The sequence below is a fragment of the Acidocella sp. genome, assembly GCF_013044125.1.
In the GTDB taxonomy this organism is placed as follows: domain Bacteria; phylum Pseudomonadota; class Alphaproteobacteria; order Acetobacterales; family Acetobacteraceae; genus Acidocella.
Map to the genome: position 1 here is coordinate 1 of NZ_JABEVC010000102.1, position 17890 is coordinate 17890.

The window sequence follows — 17890 nt, forward strand, 5'->3', positions numbered from 1 at the left end:
CCCCCAAGCCCGCCCCGGCCGAATCCCTGCCCGCCATGCCCGGCACGCCGCGCAAAAAAGCCAGCATCGCCGGCCCGCGCCGCAAAAAAGCCGAACCAAAAGTCACCGGGCCTGAGTTGGACCGCATGCAGGCGGTCATCGTCAGCAGCCTGGAGGATGACAAAGCGGAGGACGTGGTCGCCATCGACCTCGCCGGCCGCGCCAGCTTCGCTGACCGCATGGTCATCGCCACAGGCCTCGCTGACCGGCAGATCTCCGCCATGGCAACGCATCTGAACGAGAAACTGGTGGAAGCCGGCTTCAAAAAAACCCGCGTGGAGGGTGCCGGCGGCACCGACTGGGTGCTGATCGACGCCGGGGACATCATCGTCCACCTCTTCAAGCCGGAATCGCGCACGCTCTATGCCCTGGAGAAAATGTGGAGCTCCGAACTGGATGAAGCCGGCGGCGAACCGGAGGCCTGATTGCGGCTGATCGCCATCGGCAAATCCAGCGCCAGCGCGCCCGAATCCGAGCTGCTGCGCCGCTATGCCGCGCGCATAAAACCAACGCTCAGCCTGGTGGAACTCCATGATGGCTACGGCAACCCGGCCGAGATCAAGCGCCGGGAAGCCTTAACCATCCTGAACACCATCAAGGCCGATGAATTCGTCATCGCGCTGGACTCCGGCGGCGCGGCGCCAGGTAGCCCCGAACTGGCCAAACTTCTCGCCAAATGGAGCGAGCAGAGCAAAAGGCTGGCCTTCGTCATCGGCGGCGCGGAAGGGCTGGACGCCGCCGTGATCTCCCGCGCCGGGGCCCGGCTCAGCCTTGGCAACCTCACCTGGCCGCATATGCTGGTCCGCCCCATGCTGGCCGAGCAGATCTACCGCGCGCAGATGATCACCGCCGGCCACCCCTACCACCGCGCCGGGCGGCCCTGAGCCTGTAAAAATGCGTGCCCCCCTTGGTAAAGCGGTGCCGGATTGCCTAATGATACCAACCATATCGCGTCATTGAGGAGCCGCCATGCCCACCAAACCCGTAGCACTTGTCATTCTCGATGGTTTCGGCTGGAACGAAACCCCGGAAAACAACGCCATCGCCCAAGCGAAGCTCCCTAATTTTGACCGTCTGTGGGCAAACTCGCCGCATGCCTTTCTGCGCACCAGCGGCCTCGCCGTCGGCCTGCCTGAAGGGCAAATGGGCAATTCCGAGGTCGGGCATCTGAACATCGGCGCCGGGCGTGTGGTGATGCAGGAACTCCCGCGCATCGACACCGCCATCGCCGACGGTTCACTGGCGAAAAACCCCGCGCTGCTGGCCTTCATCGCGGCGCTGAAGCAAACCGGCGGCACCGCGCATCTCATGGGCCTGCTCTCCCCGGGCGGCGTGCATTCCCACCAGGACCAGGCCGTGGCCCTGGCCAAAATCCTGCACGGCGCGGGCCTCCCTGTCATCATCCACGCCTGGATGGACGGGCGCGACACCCCGCCGCAATCCGGTGCCGGCTACCTCGCGGCGTTCGAAACCGCCATCGCCGGCCACGCGCATATCGGCACCATCTGCGGCCGTTATTACGCCATGGACCGCGATAAACGCTGGGAGCGCGTGCAACGCGCCCACGACCTCATCGTTTCCGGCAAGGGCGAGGCGTTCGCAACCGCCGCCGAGGCCATAAAAGCCAGCTACGCCGCCAACCTGACTGATGAATTCCTGCTGCCAGCCCGCATTGGCGCCTACACAGCCATGCGGGAGGGCGATGGTATCCTCTGCTTCAATTTCCGGGCTGACCGTGTGCGGGAAATCCTGACCGCCCTGCTGGACCCCTCCTTCAACAGCTTCCCCAGGACCGCGCCAAAACTCAGCGCCGCCACCGGCATGACCGCCTATAGCAACGCGCTGGCGCCCTTCATGCAAACACTTTTCCTGCCCGAGCGCATGGACGACCTGCTCGGCGAAGTCGTCTCGAAAAAGGGCCTGAAGCAGATCCGCATGGCCGAGACGGAAAAATACCCCCACGTCACCTATTTCTTCAACGGCGGCCGGGAAGAGCCCTACCCCGGCGAAGACCGCATCATGGTCCCCTCCCCCAAGGTCGCCACTTACGATCTCCAGCCGGAAATGTCGGCCGCCGAACTGGCCGCCAAGGCGGCCGCCGCGATCGGGGAGCGCAAATACGACCTCATCGTGCTTAACTTCGCCAACCCGGACATGGTCGGCCACAGCGGCATCCTCAGCGCCGCGATCAAGGCCGTGGAAGCCGTGGACGCCGGGCTGGGCGTCATCGCGGACGCCATCGCCGCCCAGGGCGGCGCCCTGCTGGTCACGGCCGATCACGGCAATTGCGAAATGATGTACGACCCCGAGACCCACGGCCCGCACACCGCGCACACCACCAATCCTGTGCCGGTCTTGTGCGCGGGCGCGCCCCCAGGCACCAAACTGCATGACGGCATCCTGGCTGATATCGCCCCCACGCTCCTGGCTTTGCTGGGGATCGAACAGCCCGCGCTGATGACCGGTAAATCGCTGATCAGTTGAAACGTCTCGCCGTCCTTTGCGTGCTCGCAACACTCTGCCCCGCCCTCACTCTGGCGGGGCAGATTGACCACAACAGCCAGCTGCGCAACGCGCGCGCCGCGCTGGAGGCCAGACGCGCAGCCGAGCAGGCCGCCCATGCGCGCGAACAGGCCGATGCCGCCAAGGCTGCTTTGCTCGCACAGCAACAGGTCGCCGCGGCTGCGGCGCTGCGCCAGCTGGAAACCAAGACCGGCCAGGACGCGCAGCAACTCGCCAGCCTCCAGGCCGCACAGGCCGCCACCGGCCAGCGCCTGGCCACCGCCCAGGCCGCGCTGGCAAAACTGCTTCCCGTCATGCTCCGCCTTGAGACTCAGCCAGCGGCCACCATGCTGGCCGCGCCGCAATCACCGCAGGATGCGGTCCGGGGCATCGCCATCATGCAGGGCGTGGCCGGCGCCATCGCTACCCAGGCGCAGAACGTCAAAAGCCAAACCGCGCAACTTGCGGTTCTGCTCGCGCAGGCCAAGGCCTCCCAGGCGCGGCTGAACACCGCCGCCACCGCGCAAGCCCGCGCCGAAGCCGCACTCACCGCCCAGATCAACGCCGCCAAAGCCGCTGAAATGGCCGACGCCGATACCGCGGCACGCGCCACCGAGGCACGCCTCGCCGCGGAACGCAAATTGAGCAGCATCGCCGCGGCGGTTGCCAACCTGATGAAACACACCCCCGCCGCCCAACCCGCCAGCCTGCCCGCGGGCACCGGCGGCGCCCCTGTCGCCGGGCAAATCGTGCAGGCCTTCGGCGCTCCCACGCCCGCCGGCCCCGCCACGGGCATCAGCTATGGCGCGGCACCCGGCGCGCACGTCACCACACCATGCGGCGGCACGGTTTTGTTTGCAGGCCCTTTTCCGGCCTACGGCCTCATGCTCATCGCCAATTGCGGGGGCGGCAACAGCATCGTCCTGGCCGGCATGCACCAGCTTGACGTCGGCACAGGCCAGCACCTCACGCGCGGCCAGCCGGTCGGCTCCATGCTGGCTTACGACCCGGCCGACCCCACGCATCAGCCAATTCTTTACATGGAATTAAGGCGAAACGGCACGCCGGTGAATCCGGCGGCCTGGCTTTCTGGTAACGGGTCTGGATAATCACCCGAGTATGCTATCTAATGTTCCGGCGGAGTGTTCCGGTTTGGTTTTAAGGAAATATCGTATGCGGTTGCGTAGCGGGTTAATGCTGAGCGGGATTTTCATGGCGGGCCTCGCCATCGGGACGGTGGCGCAGCCTTTGCACCATGCCATGGGTCAGAACACCTCCGAGGACAGCACCTACCAGCAGCTTTCCCTGTTCGGAGACATACTGACCCAGGTTAAAGAAAATTATGTTGTCGACCCGCCGTCGGACAAGCTGATCTACAATGCCGTCAACGGCATGCTGGCCGGGCTGGATCCGCATTCAAACTACATGAATCAGCAGCAATACGCCGACATGCAGGTTCAGACCACCGGCCAGTTTGGCGGACTCGGGCTTGAGGTCACCCAGGCAGGCGGCTTCCTCAAGGTCATCTCCCCGATTGACGACACACCCGGTGCGCGCGCCGGCATCAAGCCTGGCGACATCATCGTTGAAATCAACGGCCAGTCGACCGACGGCCTCGGCCTTGACGATGCCGTCAGCAAAATGCGCGGCGCTCCGGGAACCCAGATCACCCTCACGCTCAAGCGCAACGGCGTCAGCACACCGGTGCGTGTCACCCTGACGCGTGAAATCATCAAAATCCAGGACGTGAAAGACCGGCTCTTCTCAACGCCCGCCGGGCAGATCGGCTATATCCGGCTCGACAGCTTCGATGAAAACGCCGGCCGGCATATTCAATCGGCGGTGAAAACCCTCGAAAAACAAGCTAACGGCAACATCCATGGCTATATCCTCGATCTGCGCGACAACCCCGGCGGCCTGCTCGATCAGGCCGTCGCCGTCAGCGACGATTTCCTCAACTCCGGAGAAATTGTCTCCACCCATGGCCGCCACGCGCAGGATGATGCTGTCTGGTACGCCCAGCAGGGCGATATCACCAATGGCGCGCCCATCGTCATCCTCACCAACGCGGGCACCGCATCCGCGGCTGAAATTGTAACCGCCGCCCTGCAGCAGAATCGCCGCGCCCTGGTCCTGGGTACCAAGACCTTCGGCAAAGGCTCCGTGCAAACCATCATGCCGATCGACAATGAAGGTGCTCTGCGCCTCACCACAGCGCTCTATTTCACCCCCTCGGGCAAATCCATCCAGGGCTACGGCGTTACCCCGGATGTCACCGTATCCGACACGCGTACGCCCCAGGATGCTTTTGCCCAATTGCGTGAGACCAACCTGCTCAACTCCTTCGCGAACCCAACCCGGCAATCAACGCTTCCCCTGCCTCCGGCCCCGCCGCTGCCGGCCGTCGCGAGCACGATTCCCAACAAGCCCCCCGCCAACTGGCCAGCGTTTGACCCGGCCAACCCGGCCACCGATTTTCAGCTCCAGATGGGCCTCAAGCTCATCGCCGCGATGTCGCCTCCCAAAACAACAACCGCCGCCAACTGAACCGGTCTGATCGCGCATGACTGATTGGATGTCCCTGCCTTACCGTATGAACGTGGGCGCGGTGCTGTTCGGGCCGGATGGCCGCGTGCTGGTCGGCCGGCGCGCCGGCGTGGCAAATGCCGCATGGCAGTTGCCGCAAGGCGGAATTGACGAGGGAGAAGACCCGCGGACGGCGGTTTTACGCGAGCTTCTGGAGGAAATCGGCACCGCCGACGCCGATATTCTGAGCGAACACCCAGGCTGGCTGCAGTATGACTTCCCCAAAAGCCTGCAACGCAAAGCCTGGCATGGCCGCTACCGCGGACAAAGCCAGAAATGGTTTGCCTTGAAGTTTCTGGGACAAGACTCCGATGTCCGGCTGGATGCCCACGCCCACCCTGAATTCGACGCCTGGAAATGGGTGCCGCTCGCCGAACTGCCCGGCCTTGCCGTCCCCTTCAAACGGGAAATTTACGAAACCCTGGCGCGCGATTTCGCATACCTCGCGCTTCCTTAATATAATTTCATAATTACAGGAGTCCTTGATGCTGAAATTGACCGCCTCCGACGGGCACGAGTTTGCGGTTTTCGAGGCCGGCAATGTCAACGCGCCGCGCGGGCTGGTCGTTCTGCAGGAGATTTTCGGCGTGAACGCGCATATGCGTTTAGTTTCCGAGCGTCTTGCCGGGTTTGGCTACCGCGTCCTTTGCCCGGCGGTGTTTGACCGCGCGGAACGCGGAGTCGAGCTTGGTTACGAACCTGAGGACATCAAAAAAGGTATTGACCTGCGGAGCCAAATCCCCGAATCCGCCGTTCTGGCTGATATTCTGGCCACCGCCTCGGCCTTTGGCGGCAAACCGGTTGGCATTATCGGCTACTGCTGGGGTGGCTCGCTGGCATGGCTGGGGGCAACAAAAAGCACGGCTTTCAAGGCCGCCATCGGCTGGTATGGCAGCGGCGTCGCCGCGCAACGGCACCTCCGGCCCAACTGTCCGGTCCAGCTGCATTTCGGCGCGGAGGACAAAGGCATCCCCCTCTCCGATGTGGAGTTGATCAAGGCCGCGCGGCCAGAGGTCGAGGTCTTCGTCTACCCCGGCGCACAACATGGGTTTGGTTGTGAGGCGCGCGCAAGCTACAACCCTGCCGACAGCGAACTGGCCGAACTCCGCAGTTTGGCGTTTTTCGCCGAACATCTGCGTTAATCGCCCGGCAAAATCCCGGCGTCACGAAAAATTAGCAGCGCTGGCCTTGCACATTTCATTCCGGCTCGAGCAGCAGCCTAAATGTCATAAAACTGCAACCGAACCCCCGTCGCCTTTGTCACATTGTTCAATTATTGCCAGGACCATGCGGGGTGATCCCGCTATCCGATAGGGCTCTCCACTCGGGGACATCACAAAAGGAACGTGAACGTGAAACTTAGCACCAAACTGCGCAACTCCGGCGCCGCCGCTCTTGCTCTGGCCGTCGCCCTGGGCGCTGCCGGCACCGCTCATGCCGCCACCACGCTGGTTGAGACCGGCTCCAGCCTGCTGTACCCGCTGTTCAACCTCTGGGTCCCTGACTTCACCGCCGCCAACCCCGGCATCCAGCTCACCACCACCTCCACCGGTTCGGGCGCCGGCATCGCGCAGTCCATCAAGGGTCTGGTGCAGATCGGCGCCTCCGACGCCTATCTCTCCGACGGCATCGTGAAGAAAAACCCCGGCATGCTGAGCATCCCGCTGGCCATTTCCGCGCAGGCGATCAACTTCAACCTGCCCGGCCTGAACGACAAGAACATCAAGCTGTCCGGCCCGATCCTGGCTGGCATCTATTCCGGCAAGATCACCATGTGGAACGACAAGGCGATCAAGGCCGCCAACCCCGGCGTTAAGCTGCCCGCACATGTGATCATCCCCATCCACCGTGTTGACGGCTCGGGCGATACCTTCATCTTCACGCAGTATCTCTCCGACTCGACTCCCGCCTGGGCCCACACCGTTGATTACGGCACCGCCGTCTCCTGGCCGGCTGTCACCGGCGGGATCGGCGCCAACGGCAACTCCGGCATGGTTTCCGCCGCCGCCGCCAACCCCTACTCCATCGCCTACATCGGCGTCAGCTTCTCCGATCAGGCCGCCAAAGCCGGCCTCGGCGTTGCCAAACTCAAAAATGCCGATGGCAACTATGAGCTGCCCACCGCCGCCACCGTTGGCACCGCGGCGAACAGCATCGTGACCCAGACCCCGCCCGACGAGCGCATCAGCATGGTCTTCGCGCATGGCGCCAATGCCTACCCGATCGCCAACTACGAATATGCGATCATCAACACCGCGCAGCCGAATGCTGAAACCGCAACCGCGGTCAAGACCTTCCTGAACTGGGCGCTGACCTCCGGCAACGACATGAAGTACCTCTCCCAGGTTCACTTCCTGCCGCTGCCCGCCGCGATCGTGACCCTCTCCAAGACCCAGATCGCGAAAATCCACTAATTTTCAAAAAAGCCCCTTCCGGCCCTGGCCGGGAGGGGTTTTTTTTTCTAATCATCGGTGGACCATGAAAATCCGGCCCTTTCGTTTGTCCCTGCTTGGTTTGAGCCTGTTCGTCCCTGCCGCGCTTTGCGCGGTTGTTTTGTTTCTGATCATCTATTCAGGACAGGCGATCGTCTTCAACGGCCTTGGCTTTCTCTCCCGAATCACCTGGAATTTGGGCAATCTCTATAGCGACCCCGTGACCATCAACGGAATCCAGATTCCCCTCGGCGCCAATTACGGCATTCTGGTCTTCATTATCGGCACCTTGGCCTCTTCGCTCATCGCCATTCTCATCGCCGTGCCACTCAGCGTCGGCGCCGCCATCTTCCTGGCCGAGGCCGTACCCGAGTTGGAACGCTCCCGCCCGCGCTGGATGCCCCCCATCCGCCCGGCTCTCTCCATGCTGGTGGAACTCGTGGCCGTGGTTCCCTCGGTCGTCTTCGGCCTCTGGGGGGTTGCCGTCCTTGTTCCCTTCATCGGAAAATATCTCGCCCCTTCCGGCAACGGCTACGGCCTGCTCGCGGCCAGCATCGTCCTGGCGCTGATGATCACCCCGATCATCGCCACCACCCTGCTGGACTCGCTGATGCAGATCGGCAAGGAAAACCGTGAATCGGCCTTCGCGCTTGGTGCCACGCATTTCGAGGTGGTGTCCAAGGTCATGCTGCCCATGGTCCGCACAACGCTCATCGGCGGCATCGTCCTGGCACTTGGCCGCGCTCTGGGCGAGACCATGGCCGTCCTCATGGTCTCCGGCGGCGCCATCAACATTCTGCCGACCAGCATATTCTCCCCGGTATCCACCATCGCCTCGTTCATCGTCAGCCAGTTGGACAGCGCCGAGTCGGACCCCACCAACATGGCCGTGCGCTCGCTCGCGGAAATCGCACTTGTGCTGTTCGTCATCACCCTGGCGGTCAACGCCACCGCCAAACTGCTTACCTCGGGGGCGCTCAGTGTCCGTAACCGTAAATAACCAGCCCCGCTTCCAGGCATTGGCACTGCGCCGGGCGATTATCAGCCATATCGGGTGGATCGCCTGCGGCCTCGGCCTGCTCCTTGTCATCGGCCCATTGCTGGACATTGTCGGCGTGGTCGCCTTCAACGGCATCTCGGCCTTTTCGCTCAAACTTTTCACGACCACAACCAACGGCACCGCCGGCGGCCTGCTTAACGCAATCGAGGGCACACTCGTCATCTCGGCGGGCGGCATGCTCATCGCCGTCCCCATCGGCGTTGGCGCCGGCATCTACCTCGCCGAATACGGCAGCAACAAGCTGGGCAACACCATCCGCTTTTTGTCGGACGTGCTAACCGGCACCCCCTCGATCGTACTCGGCTATTTCTCCTACATCGTCTTCGTCACCACCCTGGGCTGGGATTTCTCGGTACTCGCCGCCGCCATCACCATCGCCATCCTCATCGTGCCCTACCTCGCCCGCATCACCGAGCTGGCCTTACGCCAGGTTCCCAACACCATGCGCGAAGCCGGCTTCGCCCTCGGCGCCAGCGAACCCGCCGTCGTCTTCAAAATCGTGCTGCCGGGCGCCATCTCCGGCGTCGTCACCGGCGCACTGCTGGCATTGGCAATTTCCGTGGGCGAGACCGCGCCGCTCATCTACACCGCCGGCTGGTCCAATTATCTCTGGAACGGCAAGCTCACCAACGCGCCCATCGGCTACCTCACCTACGTCATCTGGACTTTTATCGACCAGCCGGACGCCCGATCCCACGCGCTGGCCTTCGCCGCCGCGTTTCTGGTCATGCTGGTCGTCCTCGCGATCAATATCGGCGTGCGCCTGATCATCCGCCGCACCAAACTCACCTGATCCCAATGGCCGCCGATGATGACTTCAGATCCCCCCCCCCGCGGCGGGATAGACCTGAAGTCATCGCCCCCTATACCGAGAAATACTTAGCCTTGGAATTCAGCACCACAATCGCGCTCGTCGATTGTTCCGGGTGCAGCTGATATTCATCAGACAGCGAGACACCAATCCGCTCCGCATCGAGCAGGCGCAGCAACTGCTCCTGATCCTCCAGTTTCGGACAGGCCGGATACCCAAACGAATAACGCGAGCCCCGATAGGATTGTTGCAGCAGCTTCTCCATATCCCGGTCATCCTCTGCGGCGAACCCAAGCTCGGCGCGAATCCGCTTATGCGTATATTCCGCCAGCGCCTCCGCCATCTCAACCGAGAGGCCGTGCAAATATAAATAATCCTGATACCGGTTGGCTTCGAACCATTCACGCGCCACTTCCGAGGCACGCTGCCCCACTGTGACAACCTGCAACCCGATGACATCGCGCACGTCATCATCCACGTCACGGAAAAAATCAGCGATGCACTCGCCATCCTCCTTAGGCTGCCGCGGCAGGCTAAAGCGCGCCACCTCTGTCCTGCCGTCCTCGGCAAACACAATCAGATCATTCCCCTGGCCTGCAGCCTTCCAATAACCATAGACCGCCTGCGGTTTCAAAATCTGCTCCGCTTCACAAAGATCAAGCATCCGCTTCATAACCGGCCGCAACTCCTGGCGCGCCCAGGCCAAAAACTCCTCAAGCGACTTGCCTTGCTTGCGGAATCCCCATTGAAACTGAAACAGCGACCGCTCGTTGATAAACGGCACAATCGCCTTCGGCGACGCCTCAATGGTCTTGCTCCCCCAGAACGGCGGGGTCATCATCGGCTCGCCCTGCGTCAGGCGCCGCCGGCGGGCCTGCACGGCGCCAATATCCACCGGCGCAAACGCCGCCGCATCCGCCTCGCCCAGCTTGCGCTTGGTGTTGCGGGCCTTGCCTTTGCGCTTGGACTGAATGACGGCAAGATAATTGTCGAAATCATTACCGGTCACTTTATCCATCAGGTGCAGCCCGTCGAAGGCATCGCGCGCATAGGCAACCCGGCCAGACGTATAGGCCGCCACGCAATCCTCTTCCACATAGTTGCGCGTCAGCGCAGCCCCCCCCAGCATCACCGGAATCTCCAACCCCTGGCGGGACATTTCCTCAAGATTTTCGCGCATCACCACGGTGGACTTCACCAACAGCCCGGACATGCCAATCGCGTGCGCCCTGTGCTCCTTCGCGGCCAATACCATATCCGCCAGCGGCACCTTGATGCCAAGATTAATCACTTTGTAGCCATTGTTGGTCAAAATAATATCGACGAGGTTTTTTCCAATATCGTGAACATCGCCCTTTACCGTGGCAAGCACCATGATGCCGCGCTCCTCACCGGCAACGCGCTCCATCATCGGCTCCAGATACGCCACCGCCGCCTTCATCGTCTCCGCCGACTGCAAAACGAACGGCAACTGCATCTTGCCCGCGCCGAACAGCTCGCCAACCACCTTCATGCCCTCCAGCAGAACGTTGTTGATGATATCAAGCGGCTTGTTGGTCTTCAGCGCCTCGTCAAGCTCATCGCTCAGCCCCTTGCGGTCGCCATCCACAATGCGGTCCTTCAACCGCCCCTCAACCGTCTCGGCACGTTTTTTCTTGGTTGCATCCGCCGCCTTGCGGTCCGCAAAAATTTCCAGAAGTTTTTGCAGCGGGTCATAACCCTCCGCCCGGCAGTCAAAAATCAGGTCCTCGCAAACCTTCACCTCTTCCGCGGCGATCAGATGCAGCGGGCGGATTTTCGACACATGCACAATCGCGCCCGTCATCCCCGCGCGCACCGCATGATCAAGAAACACCGAGTTCAGCACCGCGCGCGCCGCCGGATTCAAGCCGAAGGAAATATTGGAAAGGCCCAGAATAATCTGAATATCCGGGAACGCATCCCGGATCATCTTGATCCCCTCCAGCGTCCACTGCCCCAGCTTGCGGTCATCCTCATTGCCGGTGGCAATCGTGAATGTCAGTGGGTCAATCAGCAGATCGCTCTGCGGCAGGCCGAATTTATTGCACGCAAAATCCACCAGACGCGCGGCAATCCGCAGCTTGTCCTCAGGCGACTTCGCCATGCCCACCTCATCGATGGTCAGCGCGATCACCGCCGCACCGAATTTCTTGGCCAGCTTCAATCGTTCCGTGGCATGGCCCTCGCCATCCTCGAAATTGATCGAGTTTATAATCGGCTTGCCGCCATGCAGCTTCAACGCCGCCTCGATCACCGGGGTTTCCGTCGAGTCGATCACCAACGGCGCATTCACCGAGGAGGTGAAGCGCGTAATCACCTGATTCATCTCGGCAATCTCATTACGGCCTACAAACGCCGTGCAGATGTCCAGCGCATTGGAGGCTTCGGCCACCTGCTCGCGACCCATCGCCACGCAGCCGTCCCAATCGCCGGTTTCCTGCAATTCGCGCCATTTTTTCGAGCCATTGGCGTTGCAGCGCTCACCGATTGAAAAATAGCTGTTCTCCTGGCGCAGCGGCACGGCGCCATACAGGCTGGCAACCGAGGGCACCCAGAAATATTTGCGCGCCACCGGTGCCGGGCGCGGGTTGCCTAGCCGCTTGAGCATCGCATCCAGCGCCTGGATATGCGGGATGCTCGTACCGCAGCAGCCGCCAACCAAGTTCACCCCGTCCTCGGCCACAAAACGCTCAACCCAGCTGGCCATCTCAGGCCCGCCCAGCGGATAATGCGTCTTGCCATCCACCAGCTCCGGCAATCCGGCGTTGGGCTGCACGGAAATCAACCCAGGCCAGTTCTGTGAGAGATAGCGCACATGCTCAGCCATCTCCTGCGGCCCGGTGGCGCAGTTCAGCCCCATCAGCGGCACGTCAAGCGCGTTAATCACCGTGGCCGCCGCCGCGATATCGGGTCCCACCAGCAGCGTGCCCGTGGTTTCCACCGTCACCTGCACAAAAATCGGAATCCCCGAGCCGGCCTTTGTCAGGGCGCGCTTGGCCCCATTCACCGCGGCTTTAATCTGCAAGGTATCCTGGCAGGTTTCGATCAGAATCGCATCCACCCCGCCCGCCAGCAACCCCTGGGACTGCACAAACAGCGCCTCTTCCAGAGGGTCATAGGCAATATTCCCCAGGCTCGGCAGCTTGGTTCCCGGCCCGATGCTGCCAACCACATAGCGGGTACGCCCGTCGGCAAAACTCTCGGCGGCCTCGCGCGCCAGCTCACCGGCAATTTTGTTGATCTCGAACGCCCGGTCCTCAAGCTCAAACTCGCCCAGCGTAATCGGCGAGCCGCCAAAGCTGTTGGTCTGCACCATGTCAGACCCGGCCTCAAAATAGCCGCGATGAATATCGCGCACGAGATCCGGCCTGGAGAGGTTCAGCACCTCCGTGCAGTTCTCCTTGTCCCAATAGTCTTTTTCGACATCAAGCGTGAGCGCCTGCACGCGCGATCCCATGCCGCCATCGCAGAGCAGAACATTACGGGCGAGGGCTTCTAATAAATTTGGTCTGGACATGCTTGTCAGATACACCGGATTGTCCCCAAGTCCAGAGAATGTACAATGCAACTCACATGCAAATTCCAGTTTTGTGCGGGAGCATCCCCGCCGCCAACGACGCTATATTGCTGGAAGAAGGTCATGACCCGCCAAAACAGGGCTATATCGTCCGCTTCGCCCTGGCAAAACCCGGGCATTTCCCCGGTTGCTTCTGCTGCGCCCCGCGCGGACCCGCCGCCGCCGCCCTGGGGCAACTTTTCCGGGACCGGGCAACCGGCAAGGCGCCTTATTTCAAACGGCTGGTGGTTCTGGCTTCCCCTGCTGGCGAGGCCGCGGTGCGCGAAGCCCTCGCTGAGGATGTCCTCACCCGCGCGCGCTACAGGTTAGAGTGCAATCATTCGAAGTTCGCCCCCCTGAGCGAGCCGGAAGCGTGAACCGCCCTTTAATCTTTATAAATAATTTAAAGCTGGATAACGTGCGATGAAATTTCCGGTTCCCGCCGTTGCCGCACCGCCTCACGCCGTTCAAACAAGGTGGCGAACCACCTTCTGCTCCGGAGCCGCTCAACCGGCTTCACGCCCGCAGAGGGCGCGGCCAACGCCATCGCCATCATCGTTACCCGGTACGCGGCATCGGGATTGCGCTTGAATAAAGCCCTGATTATCGCGTCCGCCTCGACATCCATCGGCGGCTGCTCCCCGCCGACGGCGCGACCGATGAACTCAATGATGGCTGTATGTTCCTCGCGTGTCACAGGGTAACTAAACAAGGCAATCAAGCCGCCGCGCAAGGCACAAAAATGTGAATGAAGGAGATTTCACCCAGCGGATGGGCTACGAACAGACTGATAGACAAGACGGATGATACCCTCACGGCTAAAGCGCTCCACCTCGGCCATGCCAATTGAGCCCAGCACCATACGGGAGGCGAAATTATCCTCCCGCGCCACCGCGATCACACGGCTCAACCCCGCCACGCCATGCGCGTAATTCAACGCCATCCCGGCCGCCTCGCTCGCCAGCCCAACCCCGCGGGCCTCCGGCCAAAAGGCGAAGCGCAATGCAACGCCCCGGCCATCCGGCCGATGCATCAGCCCCGTCACACCTAAAAATTTTCCCCGCAGCGCGCGCACGCTCCACATGCCATACCCAAACCGGCCCCAGTCCTGAATATCCTGCGCCAGCTCCTCGGCAACCTGCACAGGCCCCCTCACCCCGCCCAACATCTGCGCAAACGCCCGCGGATCTCCCTTCAACGCCACCAGGTCCCGCAAATCCCAATACCCGACCGGCGTCATCCGCAAACGCCCCGTCACCATGGACCAGGCCGATAATGCGGTCATGCCAACAGACTTTGCCGGCTCACACCCATGCGCAACGCCGGTACGGCTACCGGGTCAGCGGCCGGTATTTGATCCGGTGCGGTTCAGCGGCATCCTGGCCCAGGCGGCGGCGCTTGTCCTCCTCATAGGCCTGGAAGTTGCCCTCGAACCATTCGACATGCGAATCCCCCTCAAACGCCAGGATATGCGTGGCCAGACGATCAAGGAACCAGCGATCATGCGAGATGATAACGGCGCAGCCGGGAAATTCCATCAGCGCCTCTTCCAACGCGCGCAGGGTATCCACGTCGAGGTCGTTGGTCGGCTCATCGAGCAGGATGACATTGGCTTCCGTCTTCAGCATCTTCGCCAAATGCACCCGGTTGCGCTCACCGCCGGAGAGAATCCCCACTTTCTTCTGCTGGTCCGAACCTTTGAAATTGAACGCCCCCACATAGGCGCGCGAGGCAACGGTGCGTTTGCCCAGGTGAATCACATCCGTGCCGCCCGAAATTTCCTCCCAGACGTTCTTATCCGGGTCCAGCGAGTCGCGGGACTGGTCAACATAGCCAAGCTTCACCGTTTCACCGATCTTCAATGCCCCGGAATCCGGCTTATCAAACCCGGTGATCATCTTGAACAGCGTGGTCTTGCCCGCGCCGTTGGGGCCGATAACACCGACGATACCACCAGGCGGCAGCTTGAAGTTGAGCCCGTCGATCAACTCGCGGTCGCCAAAGCCCTTGCACAGGTCAATCGCCTCAATAACCGTGCCGCCCAGGCGGGGGCCGGGAGGGATCACGATTTCCGCCACCCCGGTCGCCAGCTCCTGCGATTTCTGCAGCATTTCCTCATACCGCTGAATGCGCGCGCGCGATTTCGTCTGCCGGGCCTTCGGCGAGGAGGCAATCCAGTCCTGCTCTTCCGCCAGCGCGCGTTGGCGCGATGACTCTTCCTTCTCCTCCTGGGCCAGCCGCTTGCGCTTCTGCTCCAGCCAGGCCGAGTAATTGCCTTCATACGGATAACCGCGGCCCCGCTCGATCTCCAAAATCCAGTTGGTCACATTGTCCAGGAAGTAGCGGTCATGGGTGATAAGAATAACGGTGCCGGTATAATTCTGCAGCGTGCGCTCAAGCCAGGCAACAGATTCCGCGTCAAGATGGTTGGTCGGCTCATCGAGCAACAGCATATCCGGCTTTTCCAGCAGCAACCGGCACAACGCCACACGGCGGCGCTCCCCGCCGGAAAGCGGGCCAACCGGCGCATCGGGCGGCGGGCAGCGCAGCGCGTCAAGCGCAATCTCGATGCGCCGGTCGAGGTCCCAGCCATCCTCAGCGTCGATCTTTTCCTGCAAGCTCGCCTGCTCGGCCAGCAGCGCGTCCATCTTCGCATCATCCATCGGCTCGGCGAATTCTTCCGAAATGGCGTTGAAACGGCCCAGGGCGCCGCGCAATTCGGCAAATGCCTCCGCGACGTTCTCGCCCACGGTCTTGTTCGGGTCGAGATGCGGCTCCTGCGCCAGATAGCCCACACGCGCGCCTTCCGCCGCCCAGGCCTCGCCGCCAAACTCCTTGTCGATCCCGGCCATGATCTTCAGCAATGTGGACTTACCCGCGCCGTTCACGCCCAGCACGCCGATCTTCACACCCGGCAGGAACGAAAGCGTGATGCCTTTGAACACCTCCCGCCCGCCCGGAAAAGCCTTGGTGAGATCTTTCATGACATAAACGTACTGATAGCTGGCCATGGTATTTGCCCTTTTAAACGGTTGGGCACGGTATAGGGGCGGCGGCGGAGAGCGGCAACTGCCCCGCAGGACCCATGCCCGGGGTTTTTCCATCCCGGCGGTTTTTCCGCATGCGTCCCCCAGGGGGCAGATGGTGCGCCGGGCAGGAATCGAACCCGCAACCAAACCGTTATGAGCGGTCCGCTCTAACCGTTGAGCTACCGGCGCCTAAAGCTGGCGCACCATAGCGGGGCAAGCCGCGTTGGCAAGATGGGCTCCGCCGGGTTATAGCGCCCAGGGAATTCAACAGGGAGTTTTTAGCCATGGACGTGAGCAAACTATCGGCCGGTAAGGACGTACCGCGAGACATCAACATCGTAGTGGAAATCCCCGCCGGTTCAGGCGTGAAGTATGAGATCGACAAAGAGAGCGGCGCCCTGATCGTGGACCGCGTGGTCTTCACCCCCATGACCTACCCGGCCGCCTACGGCTTCATCCCCGGCACGCTGGCCGATGACGGCGACCCGGCCGACGCCCTGGTGCTGCTGCCGACCGCCGTCGTTCCAGGTGCCGTGGTCCGCGCCCGGCCAATCGGCCTGCTCCTCATGGAAGACGAAGCCGGCATGGATGAGAAAATCGTCTGCGTCCCGCATGACAAGGTCCACCCCCAGTACACTGACATCACCGAAGTCGCGCAGCTTCCCGCCATCACCCGCGATGCCATCAAACACTTCTTCGAGCACTACAAAGACCTCGAAAAGGGCAAATGGGTCAAAATCACCGGCTGGGCAGACCGCGCCGCCGCCGAAGCCGCCATCTCCGCGAGCCTGGCCCGCGCGGCCAAGTAGAACCGGCAACCCGCAAACCAAACCAGGGGGCGCGCTGCCCCCTGGTTTCTACCTTGGCACCCTCACCGGCCTGGCCGGGAGAATGTCATTCACCTCAAGTAAAGCCAGCAGCCCTTCGATAATCTGCGCCGGGGCTGGCGGGCAGCCCGGAACAAACAGATCCACCGGCATAATCGCCTCCGCCCCCCCGGCAATGGCCGGCGAGCCCTTAAAAACCCCGCCATCCACCGCGCAATCCCCCATGGCGAGCACGAGCACCGGGTCTGCCATCGCCTCGCGCGCCTGGCGCGCCGCGGCGATCATGTTGCCTCCGGCAACGCCAGTTATCAGCAACACATCCGCATGCCGCGGGCTGGGCGTAAAGCTCAGCCCGTATTGCGTCAGGTCATAAATCAGGTTCTGCGTCGCCCGCAGTTCCAGCTCGCACCCATTGCAGCTGCCTGCGGCAACATGGCGGATGGCGAGGCTACGCCCAAGTTTTTCATGCCCTGCGGCGGCAAGCCTCTGGCGCAACGCGGCAACGGTGGCGGGGTCCTGCCTGCGCGGCGCGGCCGGCTGAGAAATACAGTGCCGCAGGAGGGTTTTCCACACCATTACAGATCCACTCCCGAGTAGGAGGCATTGATGGATTTATTGATCAACGGAAAATCCGCAAGAATCCCAGTGGCGGCGGCGAACTCCACCAACGGCCATTGCAGCGTGCTGGCATCGGCGGCAAACACATCGCTGATCGCCCCAGCTTCTATGCGCAGCCAGTGCCACACAGGCCCCCTAAAGCTCTCCGCCACGCCCAGCCCGCTGCCGCTGCCCGAAGGCGGCGCCATCGCGATCACGGTATCGGGTAAATTGGCCAGCATATCGCGGATCAGGCGGATGCTCTCGGTCATTTCAGCCAGCCGGATGCGGATGCGCGCCGCCACATCGCCATCCTGCTCAACAGGAACCTCCAGGCCGAAATGTTCATAAGGCGCATAGCCGGGGGAAACCCGCGCGTCATGGTTCTGCCCGGCGGCCCGCCCGGTAAACCCACCCGCGGCATAGGCCG

At 62.2% G+C, this 17890-nt stretch carries 17 protein-coding genes, 1 tRNA gene and 1 pseudogene; 12 read left to right on the top strand and 7 right to left on the bottom strand.

What is annotated here, in order from left to right:
• Positions 1–35: 35 nt before the first annotated feature.
• From rsfS to pstA, 10 genes are all read left to right on the top strand, one after another.
• The gene (rsfS, locus tag HKL97_RS06455) at positions 36–464 is read left to right on the top strand and encodes a ribosome silencing factor (RefSeq protein WP_291423628.1); all 429 of its coding nucleotides are present in this window, start codon (positions 36–38) and stop codon (positions 462–464) included.
• Positions 465–923 (top strand): 23S rRNA (pseudouridine(1915)-N(3))-methyltransferase RlmH, encoded by a 459-nt coding sequence (locus HKL97_RS06460; protein ID WP_291423597.1) that lies wholly within the window; start codon positions 465–467, stop codon positions 921–923.
• Between the two features lie 85 nt (positions 924–1008).
• A complete protein-coding gene (gene gpmI / locus HKL97_RS06465) occupies positions 1009–2523 on the top strand; it encodes a 2,3-bisphosphoglycerate-independent phosphoglycerate mutase (protein ID WP_291423599.1) in 1515 nt (504 codons plus the stop codon).
• Complete coding sequence (locus HKL97_RS06470) at positions 2520–3650, top strand: murein hydrolase activator EnvC (protein WP_291423601.1); 1131 nt, start codon at positions 2520–2522, stop codon at positions 3648–3650. Before gpmI ends, HKL97_RS06470 begins: the two co-directional genes overlap by 4 nt.
• 64 nt (positions 3651–3714) lie before the next feature.
• A complete protein-coding gene (locus tag HKL97_RS06475; protein WP_291423603.1) occupies positions 3715–5088 on the top strand; it encodes a S41 family peptidase in 1374 nt (457 codons plus the stop codon).
• Positions 5089–5104: 16 nt separating this feature from the next.
• Entirely contained in the window at positions 5105–5584 is a 480-nt protein-coding gene (locus tag HKL97_RS06480; protein ID WP_291423605.1) for an RNA pyrophosphohydrolase, read from the top strand.
• 28 nt (positions 5585–5612) lie between these two features.
• Positions 5613–6269 (top strand): dienelactone hydrolase family protein, encoded by a 657-nt coding sequence (locus tag HKL97_RS06485; protein ID WP_291423607.1) that lies wholly within the window; start codon positions 5613–5615, stop codon positions 6267–6269.
• A gap of 210 nt (positions 6270–6479) precedes the next feature.
• Positions 6480–7541 (top strand): phosphate ABC transporter substrate-binding protein PstS, encoded by a 1062-nt coding sequence (gene pstS, locus HKL97_RS06490; protein WP_291423608.1) that lies wholly within the window; start codon positions 6480–6482, stop codon positions 7539–7541.
• Between the two features lie 64 nt (positions 7542–7605).
• The gene (gene pstC, locus HKL97_RS06495) at positions 7606–8559 is read left to right on the top strand and encodes a phosphate ABC transporter permease subunit PstC (RefSeq protein WP_291423610.1); all 954 of its coding nucleotides are present in this window, start codon (positions 7606–7608) and stop codon (positions 8557–8559) included.
• Positions 8540–9412, top strand: coding sequence for a phosphate ABC transporter permease PstA (pstA, locus tag HKL97_RS06500; RefSeq protein ID WP_291423612.1), 873 nt, complete (start codon positions 8540–8542; stop codon positions 9410–9412). Before pstC ends, pstA begins: the two co-directional genes overlap by 20 nt.
• A gap of 70 nt (positions 9413–9482) precedes the next feature.
• On the opposite strand, the gene metH is transcribed toward pstA, so the two are convergent.
• Complete coding sequence (gene metH / locus HKL97_RS06505; protein ID WP_291423614.1) at positions 9483–12968, bottom strand: methionine synthase; 3486 nt, start codon at positions 12966–12968, stop codon at positions 9483–9485.
• Positions 12969–13024: 56 nt separating this feature from the next.
• Between metH and HKL97_RS06510 the strand changes: the two genes are divergently transcribed.
• Positions 13025–13384, top strand: coding sequence for a hypothetical protein (locus HKL97_RS06510; protein WP_291423616.1), 360 nt, complete (start codon positions 13025–13027; stop codon positions 13382–13384).
• Positions 13385–13410: 26 nt separating this feature from the next.
• Here HKL97_RS06510 and HKL97_RS06515 read toward each other — a convergent pair whose 3' ends face one another.
• The 4 genes from HKL97_RS06515 to HKL97_RS06530 all read right to left on the bottom strand — a co-directional run bounded on the left by HKL97_RS06515 (position 13411) and on the right by HKL97_RS06530 (position 16225).
• Entirely contained in the window at positions 13411–13728 is a 318-nt protein-coding gene (locus tag HKL97_RS06515) for a hypothetical protein (protein ID WP_291423618.1), read from the bottom strand.
• Between the two features lie 39 nt (positions 13729–13767).
• Positions 13768–14292 (bottom strand): GNAT family N-acetyltransferase, encoded by a 525-nt coding sequence (locus HKL97_RS06520; protein WP_291423620.1) that lies wholly within the window; start codon positions 14290–14292, stop codon positions 13768–13770.
• A gap of 46 nt (positions 14293–14338) precedes the next feature.
• Complete coding sequence (ettA, locus tag HKL97_RS06525; protein ID WP_291423622.1) at positions 14339–16018, bottom strand: energy-dependent translational throttle protein EttA; 1680 nt, start codon at positions 16016–16018, stop codon at positions 14339–14341.
• Between the two features lie 131 nt (positions 16019–16149).
• A tRNA-Ile gene (locus HKL97_RS06530) sits at positions 16150–16225 on the bottom strand.
• Positions 16226–16320: 95 nt separating this feature from the next.
• Here HKL97_RS06530 and ppa point away from each other — a divergent pair.
• Positions 16321–16845, top strand: coding sequence for an inorganic diphosphatase (gene ppa, locus HKL97_RS06535; protein ID WP_291423624.1), 525 nt, complete (start codon positions 16321–16323; stop codon positions 16843–16845).
• Between the two features lie 48 nt (positions 16846–16893).
• Here ppa and HKL97_RS06540 read toward each other — a convergent pair whose 3' ends face one another.
• Positions 16894–17439 carry an NADH-quinone oxidoreductase subunit B family protein gene (locus HKL97_RS06540; RefSeq protein WP_291423626.1) on the bottom strand — a complete coding sequence of 182 codons (546 nt, stop codon included), beginning with the start codon at positions 17437–17439 and terminating at the stop codon, positions 16894–16896.
• Positions 17439–17890: pseudogene (locus tag HKL97_RS06545) on the bottom strand (hydrogenase expression protein HypE); the annotation flags it as partial. The gene HKL97_RS06540 and the pseudogene HKL97_RS06545, both read right to left, overlap by 1 nt.